Source organism: Nocardia jiangxiensis NBRC 101359 (assembly GCF_000308615.1).
GTDB classification, from domain to species: Bacteria; Actinomycetota; Actinomycetes; order Mycobacteriales; family Mycobacteriaceae; genus Nocardia; species Nocardia jiangxiensis.
Map to the genome: position 1 here is coordinate 440,828 of NZ_BAGB01000041.1, position 16,514 is coordinate 457,341.

Genomic DNA, 16,514 nt, shown 5'->3' on the forward strand with positions numbered 1-16,514 from the left:
GGACCGCGATACACGATCCGGTCCGCGACACCACCGCGCAGCCCGCTGCCCGCGCCGAGAAGTATTGCGGCACAGTGGAAACCCAGCTCGTGCCCGAGCCGCAGTGGCGTGCCCGCGCACAGGAGCATCGCGACCGGGTGGAGACTCTGGTCGGCCCGTATCTGCAACGCCGGGCCGCCGGGTCGAAACATCCGGTCATCGATTTCCTGTTCACCTACTACGGGCACAAACCGGCACAGTTGCGCCGCTGGCATCCGGGTTACGGTGTGGCACTGGAGAATGCGCGAGAGTACGACGGCGCGCGGGGTTACCGGGGCCGGGAGGACGACTCGGGCCCGCCCGCCTGGACCGCGGATCCCGCGTACCTCCTGCGCCGCCGCGACACCATCGAATTCGTGGCGAACCTGTTGCACGCCACCGCCTCCCGCCCCGCCCGGCTGTCCTGTTTCGGCCTGCACGAGTGGGCGATGGTGTACCGCTCACAGGAGGTGCGTCACCAGCAGGTGCCGCTGCGCCTGGGCAGCGCGGGCACCGATGCGGTGGTGGAGTCGATGTCGTTGCGCTGCACCCACTTCGACGCGTTCCGCTTCTTCACCCCCGACGCGGTCCCCCGCAACACCGACCCTCTGACCCGCGACACCCAGGTCCTGCGCGAACAACCCGGCTGCCTGCACGCCAACATGGACCTGTACAAGTGGGCGTTCAAACTCGTCCCCCTGGTCGACTCGGCCCTCCTGCTGGACTGCTTCGAACTCGCTTGTACCGCACGCGAACTCGATATGCGCGCGAGCCCGTACGACCTGTCCGAGTACGGGTACGAGCCGATCGCCATCGAAACCCCGTCCGGGCGAGCCGATTACGTCCGGCAGCAGTCCGATGTCGCAGACCAGGCCGACGGCCTGCGCACCCGGCTGCTCACGGCGTGCCGGGAACTGCTCACCTGCCTGCCCGAGGACACTCGGCCTCGAGCGTTCTAGACGAGCTTCCCGACCGCTGCACGCTCACAATCGTGGGATCGGCCGCACACCTCGTGATGTCATCGGAACGGATACGGCTGCGGCGTGAGCGTCAGCGAGGGTTTCCGGAACAGCTCCGGCCGCGAGTCGTACGGCGCGATCACCAGCGGGATTTCCCGCAGTTCGTCCAGTGTGCGCGGCAGTCCGCCGAGCGCGCAGATCATCCGCATGGTGATCCCGTCGTCGAACTCGGCGTCGACGGTACCGGCCGCCTCGGCAACCGCACGCATCTCCGCGGGCACCTCGTCGGGATCGTCGAGGTCGGATTCGTCCCCGGAGTGATAGAACAGGGTCTCTCCGTCGACCGCATAGCTGAAGTTGATGTGCCCGGTCATCGCGACACTGCTGGTGGCGGCCACGGCGCCCGCGGTGGACAGGGCCGAAACCGTCTCGACCGGCGGACGCTGCTCGAGCTGCCACAGATAACCGGTCTCGCCCAGGTCGTCGTAGATGAACGTCCAATCGCCGACGCGTCCGGCGATGAGCACCACGGTGGGATTCAGCGGATCGATCGCGGCCCTGGCCAGTGATGCCTGATCATCGGGACTGCGGGTGGGCAGCACACACGGCCGGATGTCCTCGCGATCGACGCCCAGCACTGCCAGCGCATCGGCGGGTTCCAGATCACGCACGAGGTGCACCAGGTGGTTCGGATCGTGTTCCTGGCCGGCGAGCGCGCTGAGCCAAGTGGGACAACCGGTTTCGTCCAGTTGGTCCGGGGAGAAGTAGGGTGCGGGCATATCCGCGATGATCCGGCATCGCGGCGCTCACCGCATGTCGGCGACGGTCGATGCGGCACGCAGGATGAGCCGAGTCGCCACGACACCGAACCGCACGCGCCCGGCGGCCGACCGGATGACCGGGGGTTTGCTGCGGCCGCTCGCCCGCCGGGAATGCGAACGATCCGCACACCGTTGGGCCTGGATATGACGAATGAGAAGGTAGAGCTGAGCCCCACGGACTGGGTACAGGATCAGACGAAGACGATCCTCGAGACGGGAACCACCGCGGGCATCGAGATCGTCGGGTCGCCGATCGTGCTGCTGACGTTGCGTGGCGCGAAGTCCGGCAAGCTGCGGTACACCCCGGTGATGCGGGTGGAGCACGAGGGGAGCTACGCGGTCGTCGCGTCCAAGGGCGGCGCACCCGAGCATCCCGTCTGGTACTACAACATCAAGGCGCATCCGGAGTTCCCGCTGCAGGACGGCACCGTGACCAAGGACTACGTCGCCCGCGAGGTCGAAGGCGCCGAGCGCGCCGAGTGGTGGGAGCGCGCCGTCGCCGCCTACCCGCCCTACGCCGAATACCAGACCAAGACCGACCGTCTGATTCCGGTCTTCGTGCTCGACCCGAAGTAACGAGCGAATTCGCTCACGCGAATCCGGTTGGCCCACAAGCGATTGCCGGTCCGGTCAGACGACCGGACCGGTTTTGCGTTCGATGGGCGGCACAGTATTCGGCGGCGCGGCCGGATTCCTCGGTCTCATCCGCGACGCAACCCGTCCAGCAGGACGCTCACCATGTGCTGGTTGTAGGCCAGATCCTCGCCGGGGACGGGCTGGCAGAGCAGGGCCACCGCGTGCACCAACTCGCGCGGGCCGATGTCGTCGCGGATCTCGCCGGTCGCGACCGCCGCATCGATGAGCTCGCCGAGTACCGGTTCGAGTCGTTTCAGCAGATGTCCGGCCAGGTCGTCGAATTTCGGGTCGCCCGAATGGATGGCCGTGGCGAGTCCTCGTTTGGTTCCGACGAATTCGGTGAGGCGGTACAACCACTTCGTCAACGCCTCGACCGGTTCGTGGGCCGCGGACAAGGTCGGACCGGCCGCCACGCAGACGTCGATCTCGCGTTCCAGCACGGCCGCGACCAGGTCGGACCGTTGCGGAAAGTGCCGGTACAGCGTGCCGACACCCAGGCCCGCGCGATCGGTGATCTCCTTCGCGGGCGCGTCCACGCCCGAGAGCGCGAAGACGCCCTTGGCTGCTTCGAGGAGCGCATCGACGTTGCGCTGGGCGTCGGCCCGCCGTCGGCGGGGCGCGGGCACACCCTCGGTGGCGCCGGGATCTGCACTGGTGGACGGCGTTGTATCGGTCAATTCGATCCTTCGGTTGCGTAACCGGAAAATTTTTCCGTATAGTTCCGGAATAGCTTTCCACTTATCTCGAGGGTACGACATCCCGCCTTCGACGACCACACCCCGTCCACTACCCCAGGAGCAATCCATGCAGTACCGCACGCTCGGCCGCACCGGCATCAGGGTGAGCCCGTACGCGCTCGGCGCCCTGATGTTCGCCACCTCCGTCGGCAATCCCGACCCCGACGACTCGGCGCGGATCATCCACCGGGCACTGGACGCCGGAATCAACTTCATCGACACCGCCGATGCCTACGGCGACTCGGAAGAGGTTGTGGGCAAAGCACTTCGGGGACGCCGGGACGATGTCCTCCTGGCGACCAAGGTGAGCCGTCCGATGGGCCAGGGCACCTCGCGGCGCTGGATCATGACCGAGGTCGAGAACTCGTTGCGCCGCTTGCAGACCGATCACATCGACCTCTACCAGATCCACCGGCTGGATCCGGAGACCGATATCGAGGAGACCCTCTCCGCGCTGTCCGATCTGATCCGCAGCGGGAAGGTCCGCGCGATCGGATCCTCCAACACTCCGCCCTCGGACATCGTCGAGGCCCAGTGGGTCGCCGAACGGCGCGGATACGAACGGTTCCGCACCGAACAGCCGCCCTATTCGATCCTGAACCGCGCCATCGAGAGCGAGGTCCTGCCGATCGCGCAACGCTACGGAATGGGCGTGGTGACCTGGGGCCCGCTCGGGCAGGGACTGCTCACCGGCCGCATCCGCAAGGGGCAGGAGACCGATGTGCGCCGCGCCCGAATGCTGGGGGCGCTCAACGACGAACACCGCATCGAGGTGGTCGAGCAGCTCATCCCGCTCGCCGCCGAGGCGGGCCTGCCGCTGACCCATCTGGCCATGGCGTTCACCATCGCCCACCCCGGCGTGACCAGCGCCCTGCTCGGCGCGCGCACCATGGAACAGTTCGAGGGCCTGCTGGCCGGAATCGAGGTCACCCTGAGCGACGACATCCTCGACCGCATCGACGAGATCGTCCCGCCCGGCACCGACGTCGGCACCCTCGACCAGGCCTACCTGCCACCGGCCCTGCAGCGACCGCACCTGCGCCGTCGCCCGCTGAGCGAGCGCAGCGCCGCCTGAGCAGCGGGCCGAATCTCACTGCCACTCAGAGGATGGCGACCAAACCGGCGAGCGGCACCTGAACACCGAGCCGAATCCCGCTGTCACTCAGAGGATGGCGACCAAACCGGCGAGCGCCGCCTGAACACCGAGCCGAATCCCGCTGTCGCTCAGGGGATGACGACCGGACCGGCGAGCGGCGCCGGCTCGTCGGCCCAGCGGTGGCCGGTCTCGCGCGGGGTGCGGCCGTGCTCGGTCCACTCGGACAGCAGTTCCGCGACCTTGCTGTGCATGATCGTGCGCAACCGGTCGAAGGAATTCTCCGGGTTGTCGTCGACCTCGCCGAGCAGCAGCCACCAGGCCCAGGCGACCGCGCCGGCGTTGGCGACGAAATCGGGCAGCACGGGGACGCCGCGCGCGGCGAGCATGGCCTCCGCCTCCGGTGTGGTGGCGGCGTTCGCGGCCTCGACGATGATGCGCGCGGTGATGTCGTACGAGTTGTCCGGCGTGATCGCGTACGAGATCGCCGCCGGGACAAGGATATCGGCGTCCACCGACAGGATCGCGGCGCGCGGCCGCTGCTCGATGCCCTCCGGTAGGCGCGCACGATCGATCTCGCCGAAACCGTCGCGCAGATCCAGCAGTGCCGGAACGTCCAGTCCGTCGGCGCAGTACAGGGTGCCCGCGGCGTCGGCCAGCGCGGTGACCGTCATCCCGGCCTCGTGCAGGTAGTAGGCCGCTGCCCCGCCCATGGTGCCGATGCCCTGGATCGCGACGGTCGTCGCCGCGGGCGACTGCCCCCAGGAGACCGCGGCGGCGAGGCAGGCGTGCGCGACGCCGTATCCGCCGATCACGTCGCCGAGCAGAAATCCGCCCTCGACCGCGGCGTTCAGCCCGTTGCGGACCCGTTCCAGCGTGGCGGCCGGGTCGTCGGCGCGACGAATCGCGGCGTGGTAGCTCTGGCCCAGCCCGAGCTTCTCGAAGACCTCATCGATCAGGTGCTGCGGGACGCCCAGGTCCTCGGCGGTCACCCAGTGCGCGTCGATCCACGGGCGCATGGCCTCGCAGAACCGCTCCAGCACCTCGATCGCGCGCGGGTCCTTGGGGTCGAAGTCGATTCCGCCCTTGGCGCCGCCGACGGGCAGATCGAAGGTGGCGGTCTTGTTCGCCATCCCGCGCGCCAGATCCTCCACCTCGGTCAACGTGCAACCCGCCCGCATCCGGGTGCCGCCGGTGGCCAGGCTCGATCGCAGGGTGTGCACCACGAGGTAGCCGACCGCGCCGGTGACCGGATCCGTCCACTGCAGACGCATATACGGCTCGGGGCGGCGAATGACAGGAGTGACGACCGTTTCGTTCGGTAGGGCCGGAACGGTCTGCGCAGTCACGTGCGGGGTTCCCTCGATGGGTTCCTGTAGCGTCGTCACAGCGAATCGCCTCCTTCGTCCTCGTGCCCCGCACTGCCACCCGGAGGGCGGCGGCGGGTCGCGTAATCTCCCGTTTCGGACGTCGTCGTCCCCTGCCGAACTGTCGTGTTCAGCGCCTCCAGCCTGCGGCTAAACCAGTTTGCGCGTCTATTTACGGTTTATTGACGGCGGTGTTCAGCGTTGCTTCAGAGCTCCCGGTCACGCCCGCACGAGGACGCCCGCCTCTAGGCTCGATGTCATGGAACTGTCGCTGGCCCGTCTGCGGATGTTGCGTGAGTTGCACCGGCGCGGGACGATCACGGCGACCGCGAACGCACTGCACTACACGGTTTCGGCGGTGTCCCAGCAGCTCGCGCAGCTCGAACGTGATGTCGGCACCCGCCTGTTCGAGCGCCGCGGCCGCCGATTGCAGTTCACCGACCTCGGGGTTCTGCTCGCCGAGCACGCCGAGGAGATCCTGGCCGCGGTCGAGCGCGCGACGCAGGCGCTGGAGGAGGCCGGTGAGTCGGTGACGGCCAAACTCACCGCCGGGGTGTGGGCGTCGGTGGCCTCCGGCCTGCTGCCCGACGCGCTCAACACCCTCGCGCGCACCCATCCGGGCATTCTGGTGCGGACCAAGGAACTGGCTCCGGAAGCGACGGCCGCGGCGGTCCGCGACGGCGCGCTGGATCTGTCCTTCGTACTCGAGTACTCGAATTACCCGATGACCTGGGACCGGGATCTCAAGCGCACGGTCATCGCGGTCGAGCGGCTGCACGCCGCGGTTCCGGCCGATGCGGTGGCGATGGCCGGGGTGACGCTGGCCGATCTGGCCGAACATCCGTGGATTCTCGCGCCCGCACGCTCGCACTTCGGGCACGCGGTCCGGCTGGCGTTCCAGTCCGCCGGACTCGCGCCCCGGATCGACCACGAGGTGGAGGAGCAGGCGACCGCGATGGCGATGGTCGCGTCCGGACTCGGCGTGACTCTGGTGTCCGACCTCGGTCTGGCGTTGCGCCCGCCGGGAGTGGACATCCTCCCCCTCGGCGACGCGCCCAGCCGAACCGTCTCGCTGGCCTACCGCACCAACACCGCGCGCCGAGCCGCCCTGCTGCTGGTCGTGGACGCGATCCGCACCGCCGCCGCCGCGAAGGGCCTGGCCGTCGACCCGGAACTGCCCGCTCCCGCCGACGAGATCTCCCCGCCCGCACCGCCCCCGGCGCAGGCCGCCGACAGTCTCGAACTCGGCTGAGGCCCGATCAGTTCAACCAGGGATACGGCATCCGGAGAATTTCGGCGGTCCGGTCGGCGACGACTTCGGCGTGGGGCGGAACGCCGCCGTCCCGCAATCCGCGGGTCAGATGCAGGGATTGCAGAGTAGCGAAGGTATTGGACGCCCAAGCCGGGCACGGGCCCGGCTCCGCCCCGGCGAACGCGTCGTCCAGCACAATCCCGTCGGGTACCGGCCGATCGGCGTTCGCCGCTGCCTGCCAATCGATTCCGCCGACGCCGGCGTCCGTATTTCCCACCCGGCGATGATAGGGCCGCTCGCAGCGCAGCCGTCGGTTCGTTCCGCGAGCGGACTGCGGCGACCGTGCTCAGGCGCCCTTCACGAACCGCAGATAGAACGCGCCGAAGATGAGAACGATCCCGATGTTGACCATGAGGCGCGCCCAGAAGTGGTTCCGGAACAACAGGATGTCCACTCCGACGATGACCACGATCATCGCCAGCACGTAGACCACGATGGTCGCCTGCCTTCCCATACCCTGGTTCTACACCCGTGCTCGCCGCGAGGTGACCGGATCGGCGATTCGCCACGATCCGGAAAATCGCTTGTCCTCGAGAGTTCGCTGTGGCGTTATGGATGGCGATGAAGCAGCAACGACCTGATACCGCGCGATCCGTCGCCGACGGGCTCAAACTGCATCGGCATCCGATGCGGGCGCACGATCGCGTCCGCACCGTGATCACGTTGCGTCCCGGGACGCGGGTCCGGTTCAGCACCAATCGTTTTCACGACACCTGGCATGTGCTCTCGGACGATCGCGGCGCACGCCTGCTGGCCCGGCTGCTGTGGGGTCTGTCCTATCAGGCCAGGCAGGGCACGGTCGTGCTGATCGATCGCCCGTTCCTGCAGCCGACCCCGTTCGACGCCGATCCCGCCGATCCGATCGTGCTGGTTCCCGGTTGGTGCACCACGTTCGACGAGCAGTCGGCCCGAACCCTGAAAAGCCGCCTGCCCCTGGCGAATCCGGAGGGAACCGTGCGCTGGCGGTCCTTCGGCCTGGACCGGACGCTCGAACCCCCGGCACTGGATCTCTGGTGGGACACCTGGTGGGATCGGCACCGGCACCGGCCGGACAGCGGCGACGTCACCCGCCGCGCCGGACTGCTCGTCCTGACCCCCGACACACCCGACCAGGCCCGCGCCTGGGCGCTACAGGCCGCGCGCCTGGATACCGCGAACGCCTACGGCACCGATCACGCCTACCTCGCCGGATACGACGGCGAGATCCAGATCTTCCGGCGATTCGGCCCGATGGTGAACGTCGCCGTCCAGGCCCGTGCGCAGGTGCTGTCCGATGCCGAGGCCCCGACGGACCCCGACGAACTGCGACGCGCCGAAGATGTTCCGCACCAACTGATTTCACCGATACGGTCGGACCCGCCGGATCGACGCGCCGCAGCGCTCAGGACGATCGAACGGATTCGATCCGCGCCAACGTCCGCGCACTGCCGTCGACCTCGAGTTGCACGTGCAGGGCGCCGTTGCCCTGCCAGGTACGGATCAGCACGTCGTCATCCGCCATGACGGGACCGGCGTGTTCGAGGACGACTCGAAACGGCGAGGTCCGCGGGAACCGCGCCAACGCCTCCTCGATCGCCTCCCAGTGCACCGCATTGTTGACATGTCCGTAGCGGTCCACATCGGTCACCCGCAGCGGGAACTGCCAGCGTTGACCGTCGCCGCCGGTGCGTTCGGTGAGCGCGGCCCGCCAGCGCAGTCGATGTTCCGTGGTCGCCGCGAGCATCGGCGCCATGAAACGGTCGCTCATCCGGGCGGGACGCCCGCCCTCGAGGTCGACGTGGATGAGGAACATCTCGGCCTCGATCAGCCCGCCGTTCTGGCTGCGCACCTGGATGCGCATATTGCACCACCGGTTCGACAGTGCGGACGGCCACCGCCGCAGATACACCCGATCACCGAATCCGATCGGCGCGAGCATATCGATCACGGTGCGTCGCACGATCCACCCCTGATGCAGATTCCCCTCGTCCACTGCTTGCAGATGGTCGTATCCGACATCCTGCAGGTACCGCGCCACCGCATCGAGCCGCAATCGCGCCTCGCCATCGGTGTCCCCCAGCCGTACCGGCCACTCCGTGTGAAATGCCCGGCTCTCATCCGCACAAGGCGGCAGTGGAAATGCGATCTCCGTGGACCGATCGACGGCATCAGTGGTGCTCATGAACGCTCCTTTCGCAGGTCACAGCCGAGCCTACCGACCGAACCCGCCCCGACCCGGCAGCACCCCGCGGAGCTGGAACGTGACGTCGCATTCCGGAAAACGAACCTACTGGCCAGTTATGTGAGTTACCGTTCCGGATTACCGATGTGAGTGCCGATTCTGCGCCCGCACAACGGTGTGACACCGGTTGAGAGGTTGGGGGTTCCGCGATGAGGCGGTTCACGGGAATTCGGCGGTCCAAACCGGTTCTGGTGGTGCTGGCGGCACTGCTCGCGGCGGCGACATTGCCGCTGGGCGGGGCGTCGGCCGATCTGCAATCCGATATCGCCTCGCAGGTTCAACAATTCCTCGACGTCGGCACGACATCGGTCCCGCGCGCGAACTGCGGACCGGGCTCGCTGCCGGAAACCGGTATGCAGGGCGACGTTTCGGCCGCGGACCGCAACAGCGGCCGCAGCAAACAGGGCTATCGCTGCAACATCTCGATGGTCGGCGGCTACACCGGACGCGGCGCGGGGATCACCTCCACCACCTTCGAGCACTGCTCCTACACCGGCTCGTTCTTCCCCGGCAACATCCTGGGCCCGGCGCAGGGCGTGCAGGTGCTGGACGTGGCGGATCCGGCGCATCCGGTGCTGACCGCGACGCTCACCGAACCGGCGATGCTGGCGGGCACCTGGGAGAGCCTGAAGGTCAACGTCGCGCGAAAGCTGCTGGTGGGCACCGGCGTTCCGTTCCTGGAGGGCGCGGGGCTGCTGTCGGTGTACGACATCTCCGACTGCGCGCATCCGCGCCTGCTCAATCCCGGTCCGGGCAGCAATCTCGCCATGCCGCTCCCCATCACGACGCACGAGGGCGGTTTCTCCCCCGACGGCCGCACCTACTGGGCCTCGGGTATCGCGCCCGGCTTCATCAGCGCCGTCGATCTCACCGACCCGGCCGATCCGCATGTGATCTGGCAGGGCATGGCCGGTATCGAGGCGCACGGGTTCGGCATCAGCCCGGACGGCAACCGGATGTATCTGTCGGCACTGGCCGGATTCACCGTGCTCGATATCAGCGCGGTCCAGCGACGCGATCCGAACCCGCAGGTGAACCACATCGGCCGGGTGTTCTGGACGGACGGCTGGGCCACCCAGCACAGCATTCCGGTCACCTACGGCGGCAAACCGTATCTGTTCACCGTCGACGAGGCGGGTGCAGGCGGGGTGAAACTCGTGGACATCTCCGACGAGCGGAATCCGCGCGTGGTCGACAAGATCAAGCTGGAGATCAACCTGCCCGACCATCTGGACAGCCAGCTGGCCTCCTCGATGGGCGGTTCGGTGTTCTCCTATGATCCGCACTACTGCGCGGCCGACCGGCCGGACAATCCGACCGCGCTGGCCTGCGGCTGGGAGTCCTCGGGGATCCGGGTGTTCGACGTGCGGGATCCGTTCCACGCCCGCGAGATCGCCTACTACAACCCGCCCGCGCGCACCGGCCAGAACCTGGATCTGTGGAACTCCCCGCATGCGCTCGCCTCGCTCATCGGGCCGCCTGCGCTGGAAGGCTTCTCGATGGCCCGCGCGGTGCTGGACGGGAAATTCGATCCGGCCAAGGCACTTTCGCCGCGATCGGGGATGCTGGCCTTCGGCGATCTGTCCACGGACTGGTGTTTCGCCCCGCCGGAATGGCACGGCAGTCAGCTGTGGACCACGTGTAACGACAACGGTTTCATGGTCCTGCAACTGGACAACAGCGTGTATTCGCCGCCCGCGAACCAGCATTCGATCGTGGGGTCCTGATGGGCGGTCGGGCCTACCGTATCGCCGCCTATGCCGCGACGGCGCTGATCCTGCTGGTCATCGGCGCCGCGCTGCGGCCGGTGATCCTGCCCGAACATCCCCGTCCCACACCGATTCTCAATGCTGCGGAGATCGGCTTCGCCCAGGATATGACCGCGCACCACGAGCAGGCGCTGTTCCTGGTGCAGCGCCTGGATCCCGGTGTGGACCCGACGGTGTTGCGGCTCGCGCAGCAGATCGACCAGTCCCAGCGCGTGGAGATCGGCACCATGCTGGGCTGGCTGCGGCTGGCCGGCGCCTCCCCCATGTCCGACCGCCCGATGGCCTGGATGCATACCGAAACCACTGCCGCACCAGGGCATTCCGGTATGTCGATGACCACCGCGAGCACTCCCGCCGCGACCACCATGCCCGGTATGGCCTCCCAGGCCCAACTCGACGCCCTGGCCGCCGCCCGCGGCCACGACGCCGCGGTCCTGTTCCTGCAGTTGATGTATCGCCATCATCTGGGCGGCATCACCATGGCGCGGGCGGCCGACCGGGCCCTGAACTCCGGCGCGGTCAAGGAGCAGGCCCGAGCGATGATCACCGCCCAGAGCCAGGAGGCCGGAATCATCGCGCTCATGCTGCAACAACTCGGCGCCGAACCACTGCCCTGACCGGAGTACGTCCGACCCCGAAAACGACTCTGCCCGCCGGATTTCCGGCGGGCAGAGTCGTGACGGGTTAAACCGGCGGAAAGCCGGAAGACCCCGTGGAGAACCAATTCCAGAACGCGGACGCATGTGCCAGAAGCACACTCGCCATATCGATGGCGGTACTGCCCATCAAACTTCCTAACATCGGGTCGTCGGTTTGCGATGCCCATGGTAACGGAAAGGTCACAACCGCCCCTCTCAGCAGCGGCAAGGACGACAGCTGCGGAGCGGACCCGAATGGGGTAGGTACCGACGAGCCATTACCGCCGAGTAACATGACGGTCGTACTTTTTCCATCCGGCTTTCTCGAAATGAGGCAGTAGATGACAGAGCGGATTCAGGTCGGCGGGCTTCAGGTGGCAAGTGTTCTGCACGACTTCGTGCAGAACGAGGCGCTCCCCGGCACCGGTGTGGATTCCGCCGCGTTCTGGACCGGTGCCGAGCAGGTCATCAACGACCTCGCCCCGCGCAACCGTGCCCTGCTGGCCGAACGCGACGAGATCCAGGGCAAGCTCGACGCCTGGCACGCCGAGAACCCCGGCGCCGGGTACGACAAGACGGCCTACAAGCAGTTCCTGACCGAGATCGGATATCTGCGTCCCGAGCCCGCCGATTTCGCCATCGGCACGCAGAACGTGGACGACGAGATCGCCACCACCGCGGGCCCGCAGCTGGTGGTGCCGGTGATGAACGCGCGTTTCGCGATCAACGCCGCCAACGCGCGCTGGGGTTCGCTCTACGACGCGCTGTACGGCACCGACGCCATCCCCGAGACCGGCGGCGCGGAGAAGGGCTCCGGCTACAACAAGGTCCGCGGCGACAAGGTCATCGAGTGGGCGCGCAACTTCCTCGACGACGCGGTGCCGCTGATCACCGGCTCGCACATCGGCTCGCAGGCGTACAAGATCGTCGACGGCGAACTCGAGGTGACCCTCGAGGACGGCACCGACATCGGGCTGGCCGACGCCTCGGCCCTGGTCGGCTACCTGGGCACCCCCGAATCGCCGACCTCGATCCTGTTGCGCCACAACGGCTTGCACATCGACATCCAGATCGACCCGTCCTCCCCGATCGGCAGCACCGACACCGCGGGGGTCAAGGACGTGGTGCTCGAGTCCGCGGTCACCACGATCATGGACTTCGAGGATTCGGTCGCCGCGGTCGACGCCGAGGACAAGGTGCTCGGCTACACCAACTGGCTGGGCCTGATGAAGGGCGATCTGGCCGAAGAGGTCAGCAAGGGCGGCAAGACCTTCACCCGCACCATGAACCCGGACCGCGTCTACACCGGCCTGGACGGCAAGGACGTTGTGCTGCACGGCCGTTCGCTGCTGTTCGTGCGCAACGTCGGACACCTGATGACCAGCGACGCGATCCTGGACGCGAACGGCGACGAGGTGCCCGAGGGCATCCTGGACGCGCTGTTCACCTCCCTGACCGCGATGCACAGCCTGCGCGGCGAGGCCAAGGTCTCCAACTCGCGCACCGGTTCGGTCTACATCGTCAAGCCGAAGATGCACGGCCCGGACGAGGTGGCCTTCGCCAACGAGCTGTTCGGCCGCGTCGAGGGTGTGCTGGGCCTGCCCGCCAACACCCTCAAGGTCGGCATCATGGACGAGGAGCGCCGCACCACGGTCAACCTGAAGGCGTGTATCGATGCCGCGCGCGATCGGGTGGTGTTCATCAACACCGGCTTCCTGGACCGCACGGGCGACGAGATCCACACCTCCATGGTGGCCGGGCCGATGGTCCGCAAGGCCGATATGAAGAAGCAGCAGTGGATCGCCTCCTACGAGGACTGGAACGTCGACACCGGCCTGAGCGCCGCACTGCCGCACAAGGCGCAGATCGGCAAGGGCATGTGGGCCATGCCGGATCTGATGCACGACATGCTCGAGCAGAAGATCGGCCACCCGCGTTCGGGCGCGACCACCGCGTGGGTGCCCTCGCCGACCGCGGCCACCCTGCACGCCACGCACTACCACCAGGTGGACGTGTTCGCGCGCCAGGCCGAGATCGCCCGCGGCGGAGCGCGTGCCACCGTCGATCAGATCCTGGAGATCCCGCTGTCCGCGGACCCGACGTGGTCCGCCGACGAGATCGCCAACGAGCTGGACAACAACTCGCAGTCCATCCTCGGTTACGTGGTCCGCTGGATCGATCAGGGCGTCGGCTGCTCCAAGGTGCCTGACATCAACGATGTCGCGCTGATGGAAGACCGTGCGACCCTGCGTATTTCGAGCCAGCTGATGGCGAACTGGCTGCGGCACGGCATCGTCACCGCCGAGCAGGTCGTGGCCAGCCTGGAGCGGATGGCTCCGGTGGTGGACCGGCAGAACGCCGGAGACGCGAGCTACCGGCCGATGGCTCCGGACTTCGCCGGCAGCGTCGCCTTCCAGGCCGCGAAGGAGCTCATCCTCGAGGGCTGTGACCAGCCCAACGGGTACACCGAGCCGATCCTGCACCGTCGTCGTCGCGAGGCCAAGGCGCTGGCCGCCAAGGGCTGAGTCTCGAAACGGGCATCGATCCAGCCACAGCAGGGGCAGGACCCCGCCGATCCCCCGGCCGAATCTCGTTCGGCCGGGGGATCATTGGTTTCCGGGGGAAAGCGTGGGCCGCGCTCACCGGAGCCGGCCGCCGACAGTGAGCGTTACTTCTCGGACCAGTCGTCGTCGACCGGCCAGCCGTTGGCGACCAGGTGCGAACGGACGCGGTCCAGGTCCGACTCGCGGGGCAGTTCGTCGGTGATCTCGCTGATCGCGACTCCCGCGTCGACCCGATCGGCGGGCAGGGCTCCGGCCTCGATGAGGGCGTCGGTCACCTGACGGATCTCTTCCTTCGTCAGACGCCGGGCCAGCAGAGCCCAGCAACGGAATGTAGTCGTGTTCGGGAACGCCGTGCGGGTAACCCTCCCGCAACCACTCGACGATTTTGCTCAGTACCTCGGACAAGGCCATGTTCTACCAGTTCTGTGGGGCCGGGGGCGGATATCGCTTCACCTTGTCCGCGCCCGGCCGCCCGCGGCACGGCAGGGACGGGCAACTCCGCTGTCATCGTCGTGCCCCGGCCACGTGAGCGCAAGCCGGGCGGTTGCCGTGCTCCATGTCGTGCGCCGCCCGAACAGACGAGTTGGGCCGGGGCACACCGCAAATGATGTGCCCCGGCCGTCCGGAACGACAGACTCATCGAACGCCGAGCGAGGTCGAACCCGCTCGGCGAGCGCTCATCCCTTCTTCGGGGGCTTCGCGCCGAACAGTTGGACGTCGAAGGTGTGACTGATGAAATCCTTTGCGACGTAGAGGATTCCGAGGAGCACCGCGATCGTGACGACCGCGAAGCACAGGTACGCGACCGCCTGGAAGACGGTGTTGCGGCCGCTGGGCGCACCGTTCGCGGTGGCGGTCTCCACCGACCAGAACCGCACCCCGACCGCGAAGATCAGCGGAATTCCCACACCGAGGATCAGCGCGATCAACATCACCTCGCCGAGCGAGGTGGCAATGGCACTTACCGTATGCATCAGAACCCTCCTCAGGCGGCCGTGGTGGCCTTGTCGGCGGTGGCGACGTCGGACGGCGGGGTGAGCCCGCCCTCCCAGTCCTCGTTGACATTGCTGGTGTCGACCTTGTTCTTCCGCGAACGCAGGTAGATGTAACCCGATGCGGCGACCAGGATCACCGCGTCGATCACCACACCACCCAGTCCGGGGACCAGGTCGGTGATACCCCAGCACACCGCGCCGACGATGGCGGCCAGCGGCAGGGTGATCACCCAGGCCACGGCCATCCGGCCGAGCACGCCCCAGCGCACTTCCGCACCCGGCTTACCCAGGCCGGTGCCCAGGATGGAACCGGTCGCGGCGTGCGTGGTGGACAGCGGCAGACCGAACTGTGCCGAGGTCAGGATGATCGCCGCCGAGGACGCCTCGGCCGCGAATCCCTGCGGTGCGTCGATCTCCACCAAGCCCTTGCCCAGGGTGCGGATGATTCGCCAGCCGCCCAGGTAGGTACCCAGCGCGATGGCCAGCGCACAGCAGATCTTGACCCACAGCGGGATCTCCTGGCTGTTGTTGGCGGAGCCGTACGCGACCAGAGCCATGAAGATCACGCCCATGGTCTTCTGCGCGTCGTTGGTGCCGTGTGCCAGCGAAACCAGTGCGGCCGAGCCGATCTGGCCGATCCGGAAGCTCTTGCGCACCTTGACCTCGTCCGAGCTCTTGGTCAGCCGGTAGACGATGTAGGTGCCGATACCGGCGACGATCGCCGCGACGACGGGGGCCAGCAAGGCCGGGACGACGACCTTGTTGATCAGGCCGGTCTTCTCGTTGCCGGTCCAGATCACCCCGGACACGCCGAGAGCGGCCATCGCGGAACCGATCAACCCGCCGAACAGCGCGTGCGTGGAACTGGACGGGATACCGAACAGCCACGTGATCAGATTCCACAGGATGCCACCGACCAGGCCGGCGAACACGATCTGTAACAACGCCATGCCATGGACATGGTCGATCCGTAGCAATCCGGACGAGACTGTCTTGGCCACCTCCACCGAGAGGAACGCGCCGACCAAATTCAGCGCACCGGACATCGCTACGGCCGTACGTGGACCCAACGCACCCGTGGCGATGGACGTCGCCATCGCATTCGCGGTGTCGTGGAAGCCGTTCGTGAAATCGAACGCCAACGCCGTAACTATAACTATCAGAAGGACAATGAGTTCTGCGCTCACTTGAACAGTTTCATCCTGGCTAGTCCCACCCACCACCACACGGGAAGCTGTTCATCTGACGTTCAGCTGAACATTCACTACTGGTGATACGGCGGAGTCCCATCGGTCACGTGACGCGTCAAGGTGACTTACGTCGTTCATCTACAGGCGATTCGCGTCATCCCCGGAGACATCTTCGATACTCCATTCGCGCCGCG

The 16,514-nt window shown here is 67.3% G+C and carries 15 protein-coding genes and 1 pseudogene; 7 read left to right on the top strand and 9 right to left on the bottom strand.

What is annotated here, in order from left to right; translation table 11 throughout:
* Nucleotides 1-74: 74 nt before the first annotated feature.
* Nucleotides 75-977, top strand: coding sequence for a hypothetical protein (locus tag ON40_RS16090; RefSeq protein ID WP_051193252.1), 903 nt, complete (start codon nucleotides 75-77; stop codon nucleotides 975-977).
* A gap of 59 nt (nucleotides 978-1,036) precedes the next feature.
* Here the strand turns inward: ON40_RS16090 and ON40_RS16095 are convergent, their stop codons facing one another.
* Complete coding sequence (locus ON40_RS16095; protein ID WP_051193161.1) at nucleotides 1,037-1,756, bottom strand: DUF6461 domain-containing protein; 720 nt, start codon at nucleotides 1,754-1,756, stop codon at nucleotides 1,037-1,039.
* A 186-nt stretch (nucleotides 1,757-1,942) separates the two neighbouring features.
* On the opposite strand from ON40_RS16095, the gene ON40_RS16100 reads away from it, so the two are divergent.
* Entirely contained in the window at nucleotides 1,943-2,374 is a 432-nt protein-coding gene (locus tag ON40_RS16100; RefSeq protein WP_040823248.1) for a nitroreductase family deazaflavin-dependent oxidoreductase, read from the top strand.
* Nucleotides 2,375-2,499: 125 nt separating this feature from the next.
* Here the strand turns inward: ON40_RS16100 and ON40_RS16105 are convergent, their stop codons facing one another.
* A complete protein-coding gene (locus ON40_RS16105; protein ID WP_040823250.1) occupies nucleotides 2,500-3,111 on the bottom strand; it encodes a TetR/AcrR family transcriptional regulator in 612 nt (203 codons plus the stop codon).
* Nucleotides 3,112-3,238: 127 nt separating this feature from the next.
* On the opposite strand from ON40_RS16105, the gene ON40_RS16110 reads away from it, so the two are divergent.
* Nucleotides 3,239-4,246, top strand: a complete 1,008-nt coding sequence (locus ON40_RS16110; protein ID WP_040823251.1) for an aldo/keto reductase — start codon at nucleotides 3,239-3,241, stop codon at nucleotides 4,244-4,246.
* A 149-nt stretch (nucleotides 4,247-4,395) separates the two neighbouring features.
* Here the strand turns inward: ON40_RS16110 and ON40_RS16115 are convergent, their stop codons facing one another.
* Complete coding sequence (locus ON40_RS16115) at nucleotides 4,396-5,538, bottom strand: Glu/Leu/Phe/Val dehydrogenase dimerization domain-containing protein (protein ID WP_040824283.1); 1,143 nt, start codon at nucleotides 5,536-5,538, stop codon at nucleotides 4,396-4,398.
* Between the two features lie 352 nt (nucleotides 5,539-5,890).
* On the opposite strand from ON40_RS16115, the gene ON40_RS16120 reads away from it, so the two are divergent.
* Complete coding sequence (locus ON40_RS16120) at nucleotides 5,891-6,883, top strand: LysR family transcriptional regulator (RefSeq protein WP_040823253.1); 993 nt, start codon at nucleotides 5,891-5,893, stop codon at nucleotides 6,881-6,883.
* A 7-nt stretch (nucleotides 6,884-6,890) separates the two neighbouring features.
* Here ON40_RS16120 and ON40_RS16125 read toward each other — a convergent pair whose 3' ends face one another.
* From ON40_RS16125 to ON40_RS16130, 3 genes are all read right to left on the bottom strand, one after another.
* The gene (locus ON40_RS16125; protein ID WP_040823255.1) at nucleotides 6,891-7,160 is read right to left on the bottom strand and encodes a hypothetical protein; all 270 of its coding nucleotides are present in this window, start codon (nucleotides 7,158-7,160) and stop codon (nucleotides 6,891-6,893) included.
* Nucleotides 7,161-7,229: 69 nt separating this feature from the next.
* Nucleotides 7,230-7,397: a hypothetical protein gene (locus tag ON40_RS53225; protein WP_169541862.1), complete on the bottom strand. Its 168-nt coding sequence runs from the start codon at nucleotides 7,395-7,397 to the stop codon at nucleotides 7,230-7,232.
* A gap of 927 nt (nucleotides 7,398-8,324) precedes the next feature.
* Entirely contained in the window at nucleotides 8,325-9,104 is a 780-nt protein-coding gene (locus ON40_RS16130) for an acyl-[acyl-carrier-protein] thioesterase (protein ID WP_051193162.1), read from the bottom strand.
* A 209-nt stretch (nucleotides 9,105-9,313) separates the two neighbouring features.
* Here ON40_RS16130 and ON40_RS16135 point away from each other — a divergent pair, with 209 nt between their 5' ends.
* From ON40_RS16135 to ON40_RS16145, 3 genes are all read left to right on the top strand, one after another.
* Entirely contained in the window at nucleotides 9,314-10,891 is a 1,578-nt protein-coding gene (locus ON40_RS16135; protein WP_040823257.1) for an LVIVD repeat-containing protein, read from the top strand.
* The gene (locus tag ON40_RS16140; RefSeq protein ID WP_040823259.1) at nucleotides 10,891-11,550 is read left to right on the top strand and encodes a DUF305 domain-containing protein; all 660 of its coding nucleotides are present in this window, start codon (nucleotides 10,891-10,893) and stop codon (nucleotides 11,548-11,550) included. The genes ON40_RS16135 and ON40_RS16140 overlap by 1 nt, the downstream gene beginning before the upstream one ends.
* A 362-nt stretch (nucleotides 11,551-11,912) precedes the next feature.
* On the top strand, nucleotides 11,913-14,096 hold the full coding sequence (locus ON40_RS16145; protein WP_040823267.1) for a malate synthase G: 2,184 nt from the start codon (nucleotides 11,913-11,915) through the stop codon (nucleotides 14,094-14,096).
* Between the two features lie 143 nt (nucleotides 14,097-14,239).
* Here ON40_RS16145 and ON40_RS16150 read toward each other — a convergent pair.
* The 3 genes and pseudogenes from ON40_RS16150 to ON40_RS16160 all read right to left on the bottom strand — a co-directional run bounded on the left by ON40_RS16150 (nucleotide 14,240) and on the right by ON40_RS16160 (nucleotide 16,317).
* Nucleotides 14,240-14,546 (bottom strand): annotated as a pseudogene (locus tag ON40_RS16150) (DUF3349 domain-containing protein).
* 266 nt (nucleotides 14,547-14,812) lie between these two features.
* On the bottom strand, nucleotides 14,813-15,109 hold the full coding sequence (locus ON40_RS16155) for a hypothetical protein (protein ID WP_040823269.1): 297 nt from the start codon (nucleotides 15,107-15,109) through the stop codon (nucleotides 14,813-14,815).
* 11 nt (nucleotides 15,110-15,120) lie between these two features.
* Nucleotides 15,121-16,317, bottom strand: coding sequence for an inorganic phosphate transporter (locus ON40_RS16160; protein ID WP_040823271.1), 1,197 nt, complete (start codon nucleotides 16,315-16,317; stop codon nucleotides 15,121-15,123).
* Between the last annotated feature and the right edge of the window lie 197 nt (nucleotides 16,318-16,514).

Coding starts and splice junctions, on each gene's coding strand:
- ON40_RS16095 (WP_051193161.1), bottom strand. CDS start 1,756: ATGCCCGCACCCTACTTCTCCCCGGACCAACTGGACGAAACCGGTTGT.
- ON40_RS16100 (WP_040823248.1), top strand. CDS start 1,943: ATGACGAATGAGAAGGTAGAGCTGAGCCCCACGGACTGGGTACAGGAT.
- ON40_RS16110 (WP_040823251.1), top strand. CDS start 3,239: ATGCAGTACCGCACGCTCGGCCGCACCGGCATCAGGGTGAGCCCGTAC.
- ON40_RS16115 (WP_040824283.1), bottom strand. CDS start 5,538: ATGCGTCTGCAGTGGACGGATCCGGTCACCGGCGCGGTCGGCTACCTC.
- ON40_RS16120 (WP_040823253.1), top strand. CDS start 5,891: ATGGAACTGTCGCTGGCCCGTCTGCGGATGTTGCGTGAGTTGCACCGG.
- ON40_RS53225 (WP_169541862.1), bottom strand. CDS start 7,397: ATGGGAAGGCAGGCGACCATCGTGGTCTACGTGCTGGCGATGATCGTG.
- ON40_RS16130 (WP_051193162.1), bottom strand. CDS start 9,104: ATGAGCACCACTGATGCCGTCGATCGGTCCACGGAGATCGCATTTCCA.
- ON40_RS16135 (WP_040823257.1), top strand. CDS start 9,314: ATGAGGCGGTTCACGGGAATTCGGCGGTCCAAACCGGTTCTGGTGGTG.
- ON40_RS16140 (WP_040823259.1), top strand. CDS start 10,891: ATGGGCGGTCGGGCCTACCGTATCGCCGCCTATGCCGCGACGGCGCTG.
- ON40_RS16145 (WP_040823267.1), top strand. CDS start 11,913: ATGACAGAGCGGATTCAGGTCGGCGGGCTTCAGGTGGCAAGTGTTCTG.
- ON40_RS16155 (WP_040823269.1), bottom strand. CDS start 15,109: ATGCATACGGTAAGTGCCATTGCCACCTCGCTCGGCGAGGTGATGTTG.